General features: G+C 55.1%; 16 protein-coding genes and 1 riboswitch. Of the genes, 6 read left to right on the forward strand and 10 right to left on the reverse strand.

The window, feature by feature from the left end:
- Positions 1-164: 164 nt before the first annotated feature.
- From HMPREF2845_RS03365 to HMPREF2845_RS03375, 3 genes are read right to left on the reverse strand one after another with little or no spacing between them, the layout of a single operon-like run.
- Positions 165-1,067 (reverse strand): hypothetical protein, encoded by a 903-nt coding sequence (locus HMPREF2845_RS03365; RefSeq protein ID WP_070633900.1) that lies wholly within the window; start codon positions 1,065-1,067, stop codon positions 165-167.
- A 28-nt stretch (positions 1,068-1,095) separates the two neighbouring features.
- A complete protein-coding gene (locus HMPREF2845_RS03370) occupies positions 1,096-1,626 on the reverse strand; it encodes a hypothetical protein (protein WP_044150872.1) in 531 nt (176 codons plus the stop codon).
- Positions 1,627-1,658: 32 nt separating this feature from the next.
- Complete coding sequence (locus HMPREF2845_RS03375) at positions 1,659-2,036, reverse strand: hypothetical protein (RefSeq protein WP_052265084.1); 378 nt, start codon at positions 2,034-2,036, stop codon at positions 1,659-1,661.
- 364 nt (positions 2,037-2,400) lie between these two features.
- Here HMPREF2845_RS03375 and HMPREF2845_RS03380 point away from each other — a divergent pair, with 364 nt between their 5' ends.
- Positions 2,401-2,916, forward strand: coding sequence for a hypothetical protein (locus tag HMPREF2845_RS03380; protein WP_083308728.1), 516 nt, complete (start codon positions 2,401-2,403; stop codon positions 2,914-2,916).
- 233 nt (positions 2,917-3,149) lie between these two features.
- Here the strand turns inward: HMPREF2845_RS03380 and HMPREF2845_RS03385 are convergent, their stop codons facing one another.
- The 3 genes from HMPREF2845_RS03385 to HMPREF2845_RS03395 all read right to left on the reverse strand — a co-directional run bounded on the left by HMPREF2845_RS03385 (position 3,150) and on the right by HMPREF2845_RS03395 (position 4,809).
- Positions 3,150-3,491, reverse strand: a complete 342-nt coding sequence (locus tag HMPREF2845_RS03385; RefSeq protein WP_210394518.1) for a hypothetical protein — start codon at positions 3,489-3,491, stop codon at positions 3,150-3,152.
- Positions 3,492-3,661: 170 nt separating this feature from the next.
- Positions 3,662-4,006, reverse strand: coding sequence for a hypothetical protein (locus HMPREF2845_RS03390; RefSeq protein ID WP_052265082.1), 345 nt, complete (start codon positions 4,004-4,006; stop codon positions 3,662-3,664).
- A gap of 44 nt (positions 4,007-4,050) precedes the next feature.
- Complete coding sequence (locus HMPREF2845_RS03395; RefSeq protein WP_236146169.1) at positions 4,051-4,809, reverse strand: ECF transporter S component; 759 nt, start codon at positions 4,807-4,809, stop codon at positions 4,051-4,053.
- Between the two features lie 269 nt (positions 4,810-5,078).
- Between HMPREF2845_RS03395 and HMPREF2845_RS03400 the strand changes: the two genes are divergently transcribed.
- The 4 genes from HMPREF2845_RS03400 to HMPREF2845_RS03415 all read left to right on the forward strand — a co-directional run bounded on the left by HMPREF2845_RS03400 (position 5,079) and on the right by HMPREF2845_RS03415 (position 7,906).
- Positions 5,079-5,738 (forward strand): hypothetical protein, encoded by a 660-nt coding sequence (locus HMPREF2845_RS03400; protein ID WP_049358424.1) that lies wholly within the window; start codon positions 5,079-5,081, stop codon positions 5,736-5,738.
- A 237-nt stretch (positions 5,739-5,975) separates the two neighbouring features.
- A complete protein-coding gene (locus tag HMPREF2845_RS03405) occupies positions 5,976-6,215 on the forward strand; it encodes a hypothetical protein (protein ID WP_049354346.1) in 240 nt (79 codons plus the stop codon).
- A 129-nt stretch (positions 6,216-6,344) separates the two neighbouring features.
- On the forward strand, positions 6,345-7,067 hold the full coding sequence (locus HMPREF2845_RS03410) for a DUF6318 family protein (protein ID WP_049352829.1): 723 nt from the start codon (positions 6,345-6,347) through the stop codon (positions 7,065-7,067).
- Between the two features lie 101 nt (positions 7,068-7,168).
- A complete protein-coding gene (locus tag HMPREF2845_RS03415; RefSeq protein ID WP_049340842.1) occupies positions 7,169-7,906 on the forward strand; it encodes a DUF6318 family protein in 738 nt (245 codons plus the stop codon).
- A gap of 119 nt (positions 7,907-8,025) precedes the next feature.
- Here the strand turns inward: HMPREF2845_RS03415 and HMPREF2845_RS03420 are convergent, their stop codons facing one another.
- The 4 genes from HMPREF2845_RS03420 to HMPREF2845_RS03435 form a co-directional block, all read right to left on the reverse strand.
- Positions 8,026-10,008: a M13 family metallopeptidase gene (locus HMPREF2845_RS03420; protein ID WP_070633901.1), complete on the reverse strand. Its 1,983-nt coding sequence runs from the start codon at positions 10,006-10,008 to the stop codon at positions 8,026-8,028.
- Positions 10,009-10,115: 107 nt separating this feature from the next.
- The gene (locus HMPREF2845_RS03425) at positions 10,116-11,555 is read right to left on the reverse strand and encodes an MFS transporter (protein ID WP_070593833.1); all 1,440 of its coding nucleotides are present in this window, start codon (positions 11,553-11,555) and stop codon (positions 10,116-10,118) included.
- Positions 11,556-12,072: 517 nt separating this feature from the next.
- Positions 12,073-14,400, reverse strand: coding sequence for a 5-methyltetrahydropteroyltriglutamate--homocysteine S-methyltransferase (gene metE, locus HMPREF2845_RS03430; RefSeq protein ID WP_070633902.1), 2,328 nt, complete (start codon positions 14,398-14,400; stop codon positions 12,073-12,075).
- A 147-nt stretch (positions 14,401-14,547) separates the two neighbouring features.
- On the reverse strand, positions 14,548-15,453 hold the full coding sequence (locus HMPREF2845_RS03435) for a methylenetetrahydrofolate reductase (protein WP_070633903.1): 906 nt from the start codon (positions 15,451-15,453) through the stop codon (positions 14,548-14,550).
- A 117-nt stretch (positions 15,454-15,570) separates the two neighbouring features.
- A riboswitch (SAM riboswitch) is annotated at positions 15,571-15,687 on the reverse strand.
- A 348-nt stretch (positions 15,688-16,035) separates the two neighbouring features.
- Here HMPREF2845_RS03435 and HMPREF2845_RS03440 point away from each other — a divergent pair.
- The coding region (locus tag HMPREF2845_RS03440; protein WP_070633905.1) for an ATP-binding cassette domain-containing protein at positions 16,036-17,314 on the forward strand (1,279 nt) is incomplete at its 3' end.

Genomic DNA, 17,314 nt, shown 5'->3' on the forward strand with positions numbered 1-17,314 from the left:
TTTTTCCTCCTAGTCGGTGCCTCATCAGGATATTCAATTCAACCTTGAGGTGATAGTTAAAGGTATTTTTCATTTCGTTTCAAACTAGTGCACTTACCGAACTCTGTTTGACATAGAAAAACCCCGCGGCTGAGGTCATCTCTCAGCCCACGGGGTTCCACGGTTTAGCTGGCTGCAGGTTCCGCCTCCGGGTCCTCCTCGTCTTCCTTCTCGGGGATAGCAACACCCACGGTCAGGTACCTCTTCGCCAGCAGGTACGAGGCGATCACCGGCACCACATACACCAGCGACAAGCCGCTACCAGACTGCACAACATCCACGGCAAGACGGGCCGCCGCCAAGCATCCACCCAAACCCACCAGGGTGACGCAGAAGCCACGCAACACGCCGTACCCGGCAGCGCCCTCCTTAAAGGTCGCCGCCCACAGCTTGAACAGGGAGCGGCGCACAAAAATCAGGAAGACCGGCACCAGGCACAGCACCACCGAAACACCCACAGGCTCATAACCGGCAGTAGCGAACGAAACCACCGGAATCAGCAGGCAGAAGAGCGCCATCAGGGCACTCACACCCAGCACCACCAGGCGTACGTACCGGTTGATGCGCTCCATGCGTCGCAGGTTAGGGATCTCCTCGTTCGGCGCCGCGGCGTTGTAGAAGAACAGCAGAAGAACCAGCGCGGACACCGCCACATACCAGGGCGCGAAATTGATGCCGCCCGCCTGCGGGGTGAGGGCAACCTGCGGGACACCCGCCAGGGAGAGAGCAGCGAGCAGAGCAATTGCGGCAACGCAGAACGTGCCCACCGTCAGCAGAAAGTAATGGTACGCGCCGCCGTTCTTGGTGTTTTTCACGCACTGCTCATGCGTGCCGTCAATCGTCACGACCGAAAACAGCATGATCGAGATGGATAGGATGCTCCACGCGTATTCACCCGTCATGACGGGGACAAGCATGAGAAGAATGGATATAGAGAAAAGAATCCACAGGCATACTCGCTGCAGGGTCGGTGAGGAGGCGAGGGCCTCTCCAAAAAAGCCGATGATAAAGTCGCCGATAAAGCTCACGGTGGGATCCTTTCTGCGGGGGGTGGGGTTACTCTTTGATCTCTTCAAAGCGGAGGACGCTGAAGTCGAATTCATCGTTACGGGTAGAGAAGGACTTGTATGCCCTGTATTTCTTGCCCGTCTTAAAGTTCTGGAGGTATTTGCGGATGGGGATACCATCAGGGGATTTGCTTGATGTGATGATTCCGCACTCTTCCGTTTCGAACTCACCGGAGATTGAGTAGGGGTCCTCATGCTCAATGATTTCGACGGAGGTAACAGTGCAGATAGCGGATTCATTGCCCGGGTTGTAGTTGGTCATAAAATGTAAGGACGCGAAGAACCCTAGAATGACTACTACGGTTATGATGGAGCCACGTGCATCCCATACATCTTTTGCTATGTCGCGAAGATACTCTATGAAGTCGACTTTATTCTTCTTTTTCTTGACGTACCTCTTTTTGCGGGTCTTCTTTATAGCCCCAGTTTCGGTAATGTAATTTGCCTCTGGGTAACTCTTTTTCTTTGAGGTGTTCCTTTTCTTTGAAACGTTCTTTTTCCTCGGGGAGTTCTTTTTCACTGCTCTTCACCTTCTTTCTGGGCTGCAGGTTGTTACTCTGTAATTTCTTCAAAGCGGGTCGTCTCAAAATCCTGTTCCTTTTTAGGTGATGAATTTGCGACATGGAATAGGTATTTTTTGCCAGGCTTGACGGTCTCAACATACTCGGGAATCTTGCGACCTTCCGGAGGAACAATCATCGTGAGAGTACCGCATTCTTCTGTCTCAAAAATACCTTTGGGTCTAATATCGTTCATACCGCTTACTGTGCCGCCGCGCTCTCTCGTATATGCCTTAGTTACGGTGCAGGTAGCGGTGATACCGTCACTGTCATCACGTAAGTCTTTAGGGACAACAAAGAACACGTACCAAAGAATGATGAACGAAATAATGAGCGCTATTCTCTGGCGGCGCTTGTAATTAATTTCCATCGGTTTGCCTCTTGTAGATAGTTAGCTTTCCTTGCTAGGTTTCTAGGCTTTCGTTGCCTTTTTGTGTTTCGCTGCTTACTTCGGTTGTGCTCATGGTGTGTACGTCCTTGTGCGGTAGTGGTTGGTGAATCGTGCTCGCCCCGGTGAGGCGGCAGGCACATCCTTAGCCTATCGCACGGTATCTGACCAGAAGGTTAACTGGGTGCAAGGCTCGGGTGAAGACTGGGCGACCATTCATCAGAGGACCAAGACCTGTGCGTGACCACCCAATTTCCTCAGCTACCCTGAGAACAAATCCGCTGACTTCCGCATCGTTGCCGGAAAGCAGCAAATCACCGATAGATAGAAAGGTTAGTGAGCGACCATGGTCAACACCATCATGCTTATTTTCTGGGGTATATACGGAGCCGTCGTCGGGTACAAAGTACTCCGAGCCGTCATCACCTACGAGATGAACCGGCACAAAGACAAGAAACTACTCGCAGAAGGCATCTACGTCGTTCGCCTGAACCGTTTTGAAGTCGCCTTCTGGTCGGTGGCAGCTCTCATGTTCCCGGTCCCTATGTTCATCATGCATATAGGGATGGACCTGGGATTTCACTGGTTCGACATCGCAGCTTTCATCATCTCACCCTTCTTCACGAGGGGTCTTCCTGGCATCCGCTACTGGTACGTTACGGTCTCCTTGGATGGTGTGGAACAGGTGGGCGACCCCTTCTACCCTTTCACCGCAATCGATAAAGTGGTGTGCAAGGACAATTCGGATCGTGAGCGTGCAGCGTCCCTTCATTTCTACACAAAATCCGGTGATGAGATTGTGACGCTCCAGCCCATCTACGGTAAACTACCGCCTACCGGCTATTACTCGTTTCAGAATTGAGAAGAAACGCTGGCCAGATATGCGCAACCCCGCAGATCGTGCTCTGGTGGATGGGTGGACTAACCGTGAGTCCATTGTTTATTACTACTTGAGGCTGCAGGAGGCATCTGGTCTGGCAGATAGTAAGAAGCAAGCCAAGGGGAAATAGACCACAGATGCCATATAGAAGGCCTCGGGTGGTGCGAGTTGAAAACTCGCACCACCCGGGGCTTTATTTTTAGCTCATGAGCTGGTTATTCTTTGATTTCTTCAAAGCGGGTTGTCTCAAAATCCCGTTCCTTTTTTGTGGATGAATTTAATACATGAAATAGATATTTTTTACCCGGCTGAGCAGTTTTAACGTATGCGGGGATTTTCCAGCCTTCTGGAGCCCGATACATTGACAAAGTGCCGCACTCTTCTGTTTCGAAGACGCCCACCGGAGCATTATCATTCAGCTCGCCTATCGTGCCGCCTCGAGGCCTGGTGTATGCCTTCGTTACGGTGCAAGTAGCAGTGATACCATCACTGTCGTCTCGTAATTCATATGGAAAGCGTACGAGGATATAAATAATAATTGCTACGATGCTTGTCATGATTATGATATTGCTTGGACGCTTTTCACCAAAGAATCCTTCGGAGAAGCCTTTTATGCAATCTTTTATGCAGTCTATGATAAACATACTGAAACACTCACTTTAGAGATATCTGATTGGGTATGGATCGTGGGTGGATGAATCTGCAGACAGCCCGCCTCTTGGAAATATTATTCCTTGATTTCTTCAAAGCGGGTCGTTACAAAATCTTGATCTTTCTTAGGTGAACGATTAGACACGTGAAATAGGTACTTTTTTCTAGGCTGTGCGGTCTTGACATATGCGGAGATCTTCCAACCCTCAGGGGGCTCAAACATTGTGAGTGTGCCGCACTCCTCCGTCTCAAAGACGCCCTTCAAACCAATGTCAGTCATGCCACCAAGGTCCGTTCCGCGACGCTCTTGCGTGTACGCCTTAGTCACGGTGCAGGTGGCGGTGAAACCGTCACTGTCATCACGCAGATTTATAGGAATAATAAAAAAGATATACCCAACGCACATCGTCAGAAAAAGCATTGTTATTCTTTCTGACCATTTGTTATGAGATTCCATCACTCACCTCATTTCTCACGAGAATTCGGAGCTTTCTTTACCCCGCGCGCCTGCTGACGCTCCAGCCTACGCGCCTCATTACGCGCAGCCTTACGGCGGCGACGCTGACGCTCACTCTTCGTCACACCCACCACATACTTCGTCTTACACAAGTCATAAAACTGGGCATAAATATCGCGCGAAGAACCATACATCCCCACCACACTCATCACATCCAGGCCGTCTTCTTCCGCCCAGCGCCCGTGATCGTCACGGTACAGCACCTGCGCCATCAGAATCGTCGCATCGAACTGATACGGGTCAAAGCTGCAAGTACGCTTACCCATCTCAGTGCTACCAATACGCAAGAACCCGTTCTTGCCGTTGTTCTCCACATGGGCAAACGTGATGGAGGGGTAGGTGAAAGTGCGTTCCTTCCACCGCCAATTACGCCACCGCACGTGGTCCTCACGCAACTCGAGGTAGAAGGCGTAGCAGTGGTTCAGAGGAATAGCACCCAGCAGGCCTATGCCTAAGACACCAATCAGGAAAGCGGCAATGACCACCCCCGCTTGTGACTCATCCGCGAGGCCTTCGTGTGTCCCTGTCGAAAAGAGAAATATCGGCGCACCAACAAACCCAAGGATAGATACAAGCCAGAAGAAAATAAACGCCGCAATGGGTCTTTTCTGCCTTTTGTTTAGGGTGGGTTTGCCGAGCTTAATACGGATACCCGGTATCAGGGCGACGATAAGTCCTGCGAGGGCTCCGTCTTCTGCTGCGCTCATGGTGTGTACGTCCTTGTGCGGTAGTGGTTGGTGAATCGCACCCGCCCCGGTGAGGTGGCGGGCACATCCTTAGCCTATCGCACCCAATCTAGACGGGAGGTTAACTCGACGCAATGCTCCGGTGAAGACTCGGCAACCACTGCGCAGATAGCCCAAATCCGTGCCTAACCACCAGATTTCCTCGGCTACTCTGAGAACGAACCCGCACTCTCCGCACCGTTGCCGGAAGGCTACCGGTCACCGATAAATAGAAAGGGTAGTTGACCACCATGATGATGAACTACACCATGATTGCCCTCTGGGGCGTAGTAAATGTCCTGCAGACGTATAAGATGTTCCGGTCCATCATTGTCTACGAAATCAACCGACGCCGAGACAAGAAGTTGTACGCCAAAAACATTTACATTACTCGAGGCGACCGCCTTGAAATAATTGCGCTTGTCGTTGTGCTTCCTATGATGCCTGCTCTGATGTTTATAGCTCATTTGCTGGGCGACGTAGGATTCCATTTTGCAGATGTCGGATTTTTCCTTCTCACGTGTGCTTTTCTGTACTTCTTCAATGATGTGACTGGTTCTTACACCAAAATTTCGCCGGAAGGAGTTGAAGAAGACGACGGGCACGGCAAGAAAACCTTCTACCCGCTCAACGCGATTGATAAGGTCACATACAGGGAGAGTTACGATAGCGAAATTCCAGACTCCGTCACCTTCGACACAAAATCGGGTGAGCGTATTGCGCGTTTCGGGCCCATCTATGAGGGCTACCCCCTCCTCGCAATGACCCGATTCAAGATGGAAAACGACCGCTGGCCAGATATGAACAACCCCGAAGAAGCTGCGCAGGTCAAGGCGTGGATGAACTGGAGCTCCACCATCCCGCACATCAAGGACAAGGAAATTTCTGGCCTCGCCGAAGTAGACATGTAGCCCGCGATTCAGCCCGTATTTAGGGTGCGCCCGGCGTGTTTCTCAACCAATATTTCCGCAATTTTTCTGCCAGGAAAACGTGGACTAGCCCGCATGGTTTAAGCCTCAACTAGAAGGTGTACTCTGCACGTAAAAACATTAACGTTGAGGCATACAATAAGAAATGGTTAATGCACAGCCGCACGCCGTGCACACGCCACGTCACTTCACAGAAACACCGACCCCGAAAGGCACATCATGGCCACCAAGAAGCCTGCACGCCTTACCCGCCGCGCAGCACTCGCCGCCGCAGGCGCAGGCGCAGCAACCGCCCTCGGCGCACTGCTCACCCCCGCACAGGCAACCACCTACCGCCCGACCGTGCGCCGCACCCCCTACAACCGCTACTACTCCGACCGTTACGGCCGCCGCACCCGCATCGTCATCAGCGACTACTACGGCAGCTCCTACAGCCACTACTACTATTACGGCGGCTAAAAAATACCAAGCCCAATAAACATATACTGTAAGACGGCACTACATTCGTGTAGTGCCGTCTTCCCGTTAGATGCCGCAGGCATCACCCGCACCACGGTGCGGAAAACACACCACAGATAGAGAGAAAAAATGAAGAACGTAACCCGCCGATCCGCACTCGGCCTGTTTGCCGCAGCCGGTGGCGCAACCCTCCTGGCGGCATGCGGTTCGCAGTCTCAGGCATCCAGTGGCTCTGCATCTGCATCCGGTAGCGCTTCTACCTCGGATGCCGAAGTTAACAACGCACGCGCCGACTACTCCGGTCCTGCTGTCCTGGACGGTTACACCTCCAAGCCTGCTGACTACCAGCTGGCAACCCGCACCGAGCCGGCCAAGAACGTGCCCGTGCCGACCAAGCCCGCCGTCGCTAACGAGAACAGCGTGGAGGGCCTGTACCAGTCCATCGCGTTCTTCGGCGCAGCCATGGAATACTACATGCGTACCGGTAAGACCGAGCCCCTGCGTGAAAGCGCCATGGACAAGAGCGAACTCAAGTCGATGCTCGAGCCGGAAGACGGCACCCTCGGGGAAAAGCTGGTCAAGGGCGAAGTCTGGATGCACGACCCGACTGTTACCATCACCCTGCTCTCCGCACAGCCCACCCGCGATGGTAAGGCATACACCTGGAATGCTCGCTTCACCCTTACCCGCGGCGAATTCATGGCATCTAAGGATAAGGTTCTGGAGGTCCCCGAAAGCGGTCGTGAGAACGTCAACGAGCGTACCCTGCGCGGTGTTTACGAGAACGGTGCGTGGAAGCTGACTGGCATGAAGTCTGAATCTGAGGCTTCTGCATCGGCTTCTGCTTCCTAAAAGCTTCAGCCTAGAAACGTATAGTTTCTGAAATAGAAAGGCGCCCGCCCCGTGGAATAAACCCACGAGGCGGGCGCCACCACCGTAGATAGAGAGAACCAATGAAGAACGTAACCCGCCGATCTGCCCTCGGCATGGTTGTAGCCGCCGGTGGCGCAACCCTCCTGGCAGCGTGCGGCGCTCAGCCGCAAGCAACCAGCGGCAACGCATCCGAGAGGGCATCCAGCAATGCATCCGGTAGCGCATCTGCTTCCGCATCTAAGAGCGTTCGTAGCGACTACTCCGGCGTTGCGGTCCTGGACGGCTACACTTCCAAGCCTGCAGGTTATAAGGAAGGTACCCGTACCGAGCCGCCCAAGAATGTTCCTGTACCTGTGAAGCCCGCTGTTGCTAACGAGAACAGCGTGGAAGGCTTCTACCAGTCCATTGCATTCTTTGGCGCCGCTTCTGAATATTATGGGCGTACCGGAAAGACTGAACCTTTGCGTGAAAGCGGTATTGATATTTCAGAATTGAAGACCACCCTTGAACCCACGCCTGGTAGCTTCGATGATGCTTTGCAAAAGGGGGAGGTCTGGCGCCAAGAACAAACTGTTACTGTCGCTATGAATACGCCTCAACCGACCCGCGATGGTGATAGCTATATCTGGAATGTAAAGATGGTTTTGGAGAACGGTGAGTTTGCTGTATACAAGGGGAAAGTGATGGAGTCTCCCAAGGAATACCGCAAAATTACTGGAGATGCCATCATTCGTGGAGTTTATGAGAATGGCGACTGGAAGCTTACAGTGAATCCGGTTGCTACTTCTAGTGCCACTGCATCGGCTTCTGCTTCCTAAAAGCTTCAGCCTAGAGGCGTATAACTTCTACAAGTAAAAGGCGCCCGCCCCGTGGCTAGAAACCACGAGGCGGGCGCCTCACTTATATACGCAATAAAGCATATACCCTTATCGGGATGCTACCAGATGCGCACGCGCTCCTCCGGAGCCAGGTACAGTGCATCGCCCTCAGAGACACCAAACGCCTCATAGAACTCATCAATATTGCGCACCACACCGTTCACACGGAACTCATCCGGCGAATGCGGATCCACCGAAATCATCACCTCAGCATGCTGCGGGCGGGACTTCGTGCACCAGCCGCGAGCATTCGAGAAGAAGAAACGCTGAATACCGGTCATGCCGTCAATCACCGGCGCCTCATCCAGCGACTCAATACCCTGCTTCTTCAACGCCAGACGGTACGCCTTCAATGCAATCGACATGCCGGACAGGTCGCCAATGTTCTCACCCAGAGTCAGCTCACCGTTCACGTGGAACTTCGGATCCAGACCCACCGGAACGTACGCGTTGTACTGCTCCACCAGTGCTGCGGTACGCTCCTTGAACTTCGCGTAATCCTCCTCAGTCCACCAGCTCTCCAGCTTGCCGTCGCCGTCATAGCGGGAACCCTGATCGTCAAAACCGTGACCAATCTCGTGGCCAATAATCATGCCGATATTGCCGTAGTTCGCCGCATCGTCAGCATCCGGGTTGAAGTACGGCGGCTGCAGAATCGCTGCCGGGAACACAATCTCATTCGCCGGCGGCATGTAGTACGCGTTCACGGTCTGCGGAGTCATCAGCCACTCCGACTTATCCACCGGCTGACCCTTACGGGCAATCAGCCAGTCAGCATCAAACGCTCCGGTACGGCGCAGGTTCTCGAACAGGTCACCGGGTACCAGCTCCAGTGCGGAGAAGTCACGCCACTTATCGGGGTAACCGATCTTGGTGACGAACTTCGACAGCTTCTCCAACGCCTTCTGGCGGGTTGCCTCAGTCATCCAGTCCAGTGACTCAATAGACTCGCGGTACGCCTCCAGGAGGTTGCCGACCAGAACCAGCATCTTCTCCTTGTGCGAGGGCGGGAAGTGCACAGCCACGTACTCCTGGCCAATTTCCTCACCCAGAGCCTTCTCGACAGCGCCCACGCCGCGCTTCCAGCGCTCACGAATCTGCTGAGTGCCGGAAAGGGTCTTGCCGTAGAAGTTGAAGCTTTCCTGAACCAGTTCGTCGTACATGAACGGCGCACGCGAACGCAGAACGGTCCACACAGCCCACAGCTTCCAGCTCATCAGCGGGATGGAGGTGAACAGCTTAGCCGCACCCTCAAAGAAGGACGGCTGAGCCACAATAACCTGACCCAGGGTCTCCGGGTCGGCACCCAGAGCCAGCAGCCACTGCGAGAACGGGAAGCCGGGGAACTTCTCGTCCAGCTCGGTCGCCTGGTACGGGTTGTAGGTCGCCTCAGCGTCGCGGTTCTCCACGACGTTCCAGTGCAGGCGAGCCAGCTCCGACTCGTGGGTGAACACCAGCTGAGCCGCCTGCTCCGGGGTCAGGCCGAAGCCCTCAGCCAGACCGGTCAGCTCAAACATGCGGGCAATATGCTCAACGTACGCCGCGCATGCAGCCTCGTGCTTCTCTTCACGGTAGTAGGATTCATCCGGCAGACCCAGACCCGACTGGTACAGGAAGAACGTGTAGTTCTTCGGGTCCTTCGGGTCGTTGCTGGTGTACCAGGCGAACAGCTGCGGCAGACCCGCACGAGACAGCAGCGCCAGGGTCACAGCCAGGTGGGAGGGGGTTGCCGAGTTCAGAATCGGGGCGATTTCCTTCAGCAGCGGCTCCAGGCCGTCCGCCTCAATCTTCTCAACATCCATGAAGGAGTTGTAGAGTGCGCCAATACGGGACTCCGGCTGCTCCTTCGCAATCTTCTCCACCAGCTCACGCACGTGCTTCTCTGCGTTATCGCGGAGGGTGTACAGGCCGCCGTCCTTGGGGCGGTCCGCCGGGATTTCGTGGGTAGCAAGCCACTTACCGTTGACGTGGCGGAAGAAATCGTCGCCCGGCTTGACGGTTTCATCCACCCATTCTTTAGTGATTCCAGAGTTAGTAGTCATGGTTCCATTCTAGGTTCTTAACGTAAGAAGCCACACGATTACCGACAAGCCACCATATGGTGACTCACCAGCAAACGTGTGGCTTCCCTACACGAAAGACTGGGCAATTATGCCTGAGCCGCCAGCTTCTCTGCACGCTCAGCCATCAGACGCTTCTCAGCACCGTTAACCAGCCAGAGGAACAGAACCGCCAGACCCGAGCACACAATCATGAAGACGAACGCGGTGCCCCAACCCCAGTGGTCAACAATAATGCCGATACCGGCAGAAGCCAGGGTCGCACCCAACGCGTAACCGAACAGGCCGGTGAAGCCCGCAGCGGTACCCGCAACATGCGAGGGGGATAGGTCAATAGCCTGCAGACCAATCAGCATGACCGGGCCGTAAATCAGGCCACCAATCAGAGCCAACGCAACGTACGCAATCCACAGCGGCGCATCCGAAGAAGGCAGCCAGTACAGCAGAATCGCGCCAACGGTCGCAATCAGGAACAGGATACCCGCGGGGGAGCGGCGACCCTTGAACATGCGGTCAGAAACGTAACCGCACAGGACGGTACCACCAATACCGGCAAGCTCCAGAATCGAGAAGCCCGCAATACCACCCTCAAGGGAAGCGTGGCGCACATCGTGCAGGTACTTCGGTGCCCACACCAGCACGCCGTAACGCAGGGTGTACACGAACACGTTCGCCAGAGCCAGGTACACCATGGTCGAGTTGGTCAGCACGTGCTTACGGATGGTGGTCCAGGTGGACTCTGCACGATCCTCAGCGGTGGACTCAACCTTGTGCGGGTCGTTGCGGTACACATCAACGGTGGGCAGACCCTCAGCCTCGGGGTTGTCACGGATCAGCAGCCACGCCACGAACGCCAGAACGAAGCTGATAACTGCGGGGAACCAGAAAGCAACTTCCCAGGTCTTGCCGAACATGGAGAAGCCCCACGCAACCAGCAGGCCGGACAGCGCACCACCGACGTTGTGGGCGGTGTTCCACCACGAAACCTTCGCGCCGCGCTCGCTGGTGGAGAACCAGTTCACGAGCACGCGGCCCGAGGGCGGCCAGCCCATGCCCTGGAAGATGCCGTTGAAGACCATAATGGTCGCCATGATGGAGGCGATAGCGGCACCGTAGCCCGCCGCGCCCGCACCTTCACCCATGTAACCGGTCATAGCCAGCAGGATGTTGGCAACACCCGAGAGCACCAGACCGATGGGCAGGAACAGACGCGCGTTCGAGCGGTCAGAAATCATTGCGGTGAAGAACTTGCTGAAACCGTAAGCCAGCAGCAGCGCCGTAGACAGCGCGCCAATAGCCGCGTTGCTGAAGCCAAGTTCCTTGGTCAGAATCGGGGTGACCAGCGGGACGTTGTTACGAATCAGGTAGAAGGTCGCGTAACCGATGAAAATACCCATGAAAACCTGCAGACGCATGCGCGGGTACTTTGCATTAACTTCAGCCTCGCTCAGTTGAGGCTTGGGCGCCGGAATTGCGAGCCAGCGGGGTACAGAACCCTTCTTCTTCTTTGATGAAGTGGTAGTAGTCATGCTGGAATTCTAAAAACAGCGGCTTATAAAAATGCTAATCTGATGGGAATGTTTTCAGTAGAATGTTCACTAGGGTGAACGGATATTCAGAGTGATTATTCTATTAATGCTGTTTTTATCCCGGAATTACGGGGAAGTGCTAAATCTGTGTGATGTACATCTGTCTACTGGGCAACATTGCCTCAAGTCGTGTAATGAATATAAATACTTTCTCGGTTGAGTAAGTATGTGTTTTGGTCAGACCACACTTAAAATTAGAGTAATTTATACCCTAAGTTCAAATAAAAAACCACTTGAACACCAGTGCATTGGCGCCCCAAAACAGCACAGAAAAGCCCGCCCGTACAGTGCAGAAGAAAAACCGTACGGGCGGGCCCGTTATCTATCCCCAAAAGCTCGGCATACAGTCGGTACGCATACCGGCACGAAGCCGAACAACCGCCACCTGCCGCAGGTTACCGCGAGCAAACCATCATCCGGTCAACCCGCAGCAGGCAGCGGAACCAAGAGGCGCCTCCTAGAGGGACGCGCGAATCGCCTTGGTGGCGTCCACCAGGTGACGCAGAGACTGCTTGGTCTCCTCGTAATCACGAGTCTTCAGGCCGCAGTCAGGGTTCACCCACAGGTCAGCAATGGTGCCGTAACCAATCGCAGCCTTCAGCAGGGACTCAATCTCCTCCTGCGAAGGAACACGCGGGGAGTGGATGTCCCACACGCCCGGGCCCAGACCGGAAACGAAGCTCTCCGGAATGTCAGCCAGCAGCTCCATGTGCGAACGAGCCGCCTCAATGCTGGTCACGTCAGCGTTCAGAGCGTTAATCGAGTCGATAATCTCGTTGAACTCCGAGTAGCACAGGTGGGTGTGAATCTGAGTGGAATCCTTCACGCCGCTGGTAGCCAGGCGGAAGGAGTTCACCGACCAATCCAGGTACTGCGGCTGCTCATCGCGGCGCAGGGGCAGCAGCTCGCGCAGAGCCGGCTCGTCCACCTGAATGATGCGGATGCCCGCCTCCTCCAGGTCGGCAATCTCGTCGGCAAGAGCCAGAGCCACCTGGTTAGCGGTCTCGCGGCGCGGCTGGTCGTCACGCACGAAGGACCACGCCAGAATCGTCACGGGGCCGGTGAGCATGCCCTTGACGGGCTTGTCGCTCAGCGACTGTGCGTGGGAGCTCCACGGCACGGTGAACGCCTCACCGCGCAGACCCTCACCGTGACGCTTCACGTCACCGAACAGAATCGAGGGGCGGGTGCAACGCGAACCGTAGGACTGAACCCAGCCGTGGCGGGTGGTTGCGAAGCCGTCGAAGTTCTCAGCGAAGTACTGAACCATGTCGTTACGCTCAGCCTCACCGTGAACCAGCACGTCCAGGCCCAGCTCCTCCTGCAGCTTGATGACCGAGGCAATCTCGTCACGCAGGAAGCCGTTCAGCTCCTCGGCGGAAATCTTGCCCGCACGAGCCTCCGCACGGCGGCGGCGAATCTCAGCGGTCTGCGGGAAGGAACCGATGGTGGTGGTCGGCAGCTTCGGCAGGTTCAGGTCAGCCTGAGCCGCGCGGCGAACATCAATGGTCGGGCGGTTGAAGTCCTCAGCGGTCACAGCTGCGGCGCGGGCACGAATCTCGTCGTTGTGCTTGCGCGGGTCAGCGGCGAAGCGAGCCAGCGCCTCGTCAGCAGCCTTCAGCTCCGGCTCAACAGCAGCCTCACCCTCAGCCAGGCCACGAGCCAGCAGGGCGATCTCGGCAACCTTCTGGTCGGCGAATGCCAGGCCGTCCACGGGAACCTCGGCGGGGTCTTCCAGAGCCAGGTCGTGCGGCACGTGCTGCAGGGAGGTCGAGGAGGACACCGACACGGCACCCTCGGATGCGCCGGGCAGCGCCTCCAGAGTCTTCAGAGCCGCGCGAACATCGGCACGCCACACGTTACGGCCGTTCACAACACCGGCAACCAGGTGCACACCAGCGGCAGAAACGGACTCCAGCTCAGCCTTCGAGTACACGCCGTGCACCAGGTCAAGGTGCAGAGCCTCAATACCGGTACCCAGCAGAGCCGGCAGGTTCTCACGCAGGGAACCGTAGGGGCTGGTCACCAGAATCTGCGGGCGCTTCTCGCCGGCAGCCAGGGTGCGGTAGGTGCGCTCGGCAAGCTCAGCAACCTTCGCGTTGTCGGCACGGTCCACGGTCGGGCCCGGCTCATCCAGCTGAACCCACTCAACACCGCGCTCAGCCAGCTGCTCCAGCACCTGAGCGTAAGCGGCAACGAACTCATCCAGACGGTCAACGGGGGAGAAGTCCTCAGCGGAACCCTGCTCAGCCTTAGCGCCCAGCAGCAGGGTCAGGGGACCAACAATCTGCGGGCGAACCTTCACACCAGCCTCCTTAGCGACCTCGAGCTGCTCGTCAATGGCCTCAAGGTTCAGCTTAATCTCGGTGCCGGCACCAATCTCGGGCACCAGGTAGTGGTAGTTGGTGTCGAACCACTTAGTCATCTCCAACGGAGGCAGGGTCTCGGTACCGCGCGCCAGTGCGAAGTAGCCGGGCAGATCCAGCAGACCGCGTGCATCCTTAGCCTCAGCCAGACGCTCGGGAACCAGGGTGAACAGGCGAACAACGTCGAGCACCTGGTCGTAGTAGGAGAAGGTTGCCGGAATCGAGTAGTTATCAGCCTTCAGGCCGGCAGCGGTCACGCGCTCGAAGTAGGTGCGCTGCACGTCAGCGGCGGTGTCCTGCAGCTCCTGCAGGGTTGCCTTGCCCTTCCAGAAAGCCTCCTGAGCCTTCTTCAGCTCACGGAAGCGGCCCACGCGGGGGTAACCAACAATGGTTGCGGCGGGGAATGCGGTGTTCGACATAGTAATTTTTCCTTTACTGGGGATAGATGTGGGAGTCAGTTCCGGTGTTTCGCCACCCAGCGGTGGGCGGTGAAACGGGGGTCGTAACTCCCGGAATATTTGTGGGGGAGATTATGGAAACGCATCCGACAAGGAGCGTTATGGGGGTTAGGCGTATTCCAGTTCGCTCAGCGGCTGAGAGAAACGGTTGCTGTATCGGGGTAGGTCCAGCTGGTCCAGAACGTCCAGAACCGCCGCATGCTCGTTGAAGGTGAAGAAGTGCAGACCCGGCGCGCCCGCGTCCATCACGGCGCGGCACTGGTTCAACGCGTACTCAACACCGATGCGGTGCAGCTCAGCGCTACTGGTTGCTGTCTCTAGGGCGTAGGCGAGGTCCGTCGGGACTTCCATGCCCGCCATCTGGCAGAGATTCTGCAACCGCTTCAGCGAGGTTACCGGCATGATGCCCGGAATAATCGGAATATCCACGCCTGCCAGGTGCGCCGAATCGACCAGGGCGCTGTAGCGCTCATCCTCAAAGAACACCTGAGTGATCGCGAAGTCCGCGCCGGCACGCTGCTTGGACAGCAGAATCTCAATATCCTGCAGCAGGGATGCGGACTCGGGGTGCTTCTGCGGGTACGCCGCCACACCAATCGACACCTTGCCAGCCGCCAGGTGGGCGAAATCTTCACGCTCCACGCGGCGAATGAGCTCTACCAGGTAGCGGGCGAAAGGAAGTTCAGAAACCTGACCTTCCTGAATATCACCGCGAAGAGCCAGGAAGCCGCGCACTCCCAGACCCAGAATTAGGCGGACTGCGCGCTCCAGCTCATGCACCGAGTGGCCTGCACAAATCAGGTGAGCCAGCGGGGTGAGGGAGGTTTCATGCACTAGGTGGTCGAGCAGCGCCAAGGTCTTCTGGCGGCGCTTAGCGTCACCGGCGTAGGTGACCGACACGTAGTCGGGGTTGGTGCCCTCAAGCTCCGCAATGGTGCGGAGCAGCGACTCACAGCTCGCCTGTGAGCGCGGAGGGAATAGCTCAAAAGAAAGAGCCGGGTGAACTGTAGCCATAACCATCCTTCGTGTTCACCCGATAGATACGCACCGTGAGGGTGCGCGAATTCTTCTGCAGGATGTGCTGTACCGGTTTGCGGGTGCACATCATCAAGGGGTGCCGAAGGGTATTCTTCTCTATCGGTTCTGGCGGGAGCACCTTGTCCGTACCCTGCACCGTGACGGTGGGGGATACTGGCGAGGTTGCTGCGACGTCTACGAGCCAGATCTCTCGGTCGCTCTTGATAGATAACGCTTTCACTTTACCCACCGCTTCCGAGGGCATGCAAGGGATACGGCGGTTGATGTCCTAATATTTCTGGACATGACATTGGGGCGAAATATGAACTTAATATGACTGACTATGACGAAGGGCGGCTGGGGGGTGTTGCGGGTAGGGCTGTCGGCTGACCCATGGATGTCCGGAACTATCGCAGATACATCTGCTTAATATTCTTGGACACGCGCGAATATGTGTGTTTTATATTTCAGTGAGGAGTAGGGTAACTAATGAGGCACGGGTAGTGTTTCGATGTCCGCTCATCGAGGAGTTGTAGGGCTCAAAGATGAGTTCAGTATGACTTTGTGAGCGTGGTGAGAATGAAAAAGCTATTTTCTTCTATACTCTGGTCCTTCCGCCTAGCATGGAAAACCTGTCCCACAACCCTGGTGAGCGTCGCCCTATCGCTAGCCGTCATCGCCTGCATTCCCTTGAGTCAGTCTCTGCTGATTGGTAATACAGTGTCAGCCTTGAGCGGTTCGAATGGTGGCGCGGCCTGGATTTATATTGTTGCGCTTGCCCTTGTTGTTGGAATTAATATTATTGCCCAACGTTGGGTAATAAGTAACATGCTGATCCTCAAATCAAAGGTGAATTATCGGGTTCACTGCATGTTAAATAACAGGTTATCTACATTTCCATTATCTGATATAGGTAGCACAAAATCGCAGGAAGATATACGTGCTGCTAGAGAGGCAATATCGAAACAGGAATTGCAGGTTCACACCATGTCAGTTATGACATTGGTGAGTGCCTTCGCAATGGTGTTACTTCTCTGTCTTAATATCGCGAACGTCAGCATTGTGGCAGCAATTTTTGCGGCACTGTGTTCATTGCCCTTAGCCATTGCAATGGTGATTCTCGCTAAACGTGATTACGCTATCTACACCCTAATGTACGAGGATTATCGGGCAGAGAACTACTATCTAGACAATCTGATGGCTCAGAGTCGAGCCCAAGAACTTCACCTCATGAGAGCCTCCCGATTTTTCTCGCAACGCGTAGCGTCCTGGCGACGCCGGGCGGCCGGTAGGGAATTGAGCCTTGAAAGTGTTAGAGGAATCATCTCCATAGTTGCAGGGCTACTCTGCTCTGTCTTACTTTTTGCGTCCCTGTACTTCCTTGTGGATTCAGGCGCCAATATATCGTATGTGGCCGGATCGCTGATTGGAATCATTGCCTGTGTTGATGCGACCCAAGAGGTGGGATATTCATTTGGTCAGATTATTAATGGAGCATTATCTGTTCAGCAATTCCGAAGGGTATGCGACTCTGATACTTACGACCATGCTTCTGAGATAAAAACTTCTAACCCTAACCATGAAAATATTTCAAAAATTATATGCAAAGATGTATCCGTTCAGTATGAGGGCGCGTCGTCTTTTGCGCTTAAAGATATTAATCTTGAGCTGATGAATAATCAAATGATTGCAGTAGTTGGTGCCTCGGGCGCGGGAAAAACAACGCTAATAAATGCAATTCTTGGAATTACACCAATTGCCCTGGGGAGCATAACGTATAAGGGTGTTTCTTCTGAGAGTAAATACAACATGTTGGCAAATGTTGGTTTGGTGAGTCAAGACTACGGCCGTTATGAAC

It is taken from the genome of Rothia sp. HMSC065B04 (assembly GCF_001812285.1).
Lineage (GTDB): Bacteria > Actinomycetota > Actinomycetes > Actinomycetales > Micrococcaceae > Rothia > Rothia mucilaginosa.

Bases quoted from the DNA above. Each gene is read 5' to 3' on its own strand.
- HMPREF2845_RS03375 (WP_052265084.1), bottom strand. From the start codon at position 2,036: ATGGAAATTAATTACAAGCGCCGCCAGAGAATAGCGCTCATTATTTCG.
- HMPREF2845_RS03380 (WP_083308728.1), top strand. From the start codon at position 2,401: ATGGTCAACACCATCATGCTTATTTTCTGGGGTATATACGGAGCCGTC.
- HMPREF2845_RS03385 (WP_210394518.1), bottom strand. From the start codon at position 3,491: ATGACAAGCATCGTAGCAATTATTATTTATATCCTCGTACGCTTTCCA.
- HMPREF2845_RS03390 (WP_052265082.1), bottom strand. From the start codon at position 4,006: ATGCTTTTTCTGACGATGTGCGTTGGGTATATCTTTTTTATTATTCCT.
- HMPREF2845_RS03395 (WP_236146169.1), bottom strand. From the start codon at position 4,809: ATGAGCGCAGCAGAAGACGGAGCCCTCGCAGGACTTATCGTCGCCCTG.
- HMPREF2845_RS03400 (WP_049358424.1), top strand. From the start codon at position 5,079: ATGATGATGAACTACACCATGATTGCCCTCTGGGGCGTAGTAAATGTC.
- HMPREF2845_RS03405 (WP_049354346.1), top strand. From the start codon at position 5,976: ATGGCCACCAAGAAGCCTGCACGCCTTACCCGCCGCGCAGCACTCGCC.
- HMPREF2845_RS03410 (WP_049352829.1), top strand. From the start codon at position 6,345: ATGAAGAACGTAACCCGCCGATCCGCACTCGGCCTGTTTGCCGCAGCC.
- HMPREF2845_RS03415 (WP_049340842.1), top strand. From the start codon at position 7,169: ATGAAGAACGTAACCCGCCGATCTGCCCTCGGCATGGTTGTAGCCGCC.
- HMPREF2845_RS03420 (WP_070633901.1), bottom strand. From the start codon at position 10,008: ATGACTACTAACTCTGGAATCACTAAAGAATGGGTGGATGAAACCGTC.
- HMPREF2845_RS03425 (WP_070593833.1), bottom strand. From the start codon at position 11,555: ATGACTACTACCACTTCATCAAAGAAGAAGAAGGGTTCTGTACCCCGC.
- metE (WP_070633902.1), bottom strand. From the start codon at position 14,400: ATGTCGAACACCGCATTCCCCGCCGCAACCATTGTTGGTTACCCCCGC.
- HMPREF2845_RS03435 (WP_070633903.1), bottom strand. From the start codon at position 15,453: ATGGCTACAGTTCACCCGGCTCTTTCTTTTGAGCTATTCCCTCCGCGC.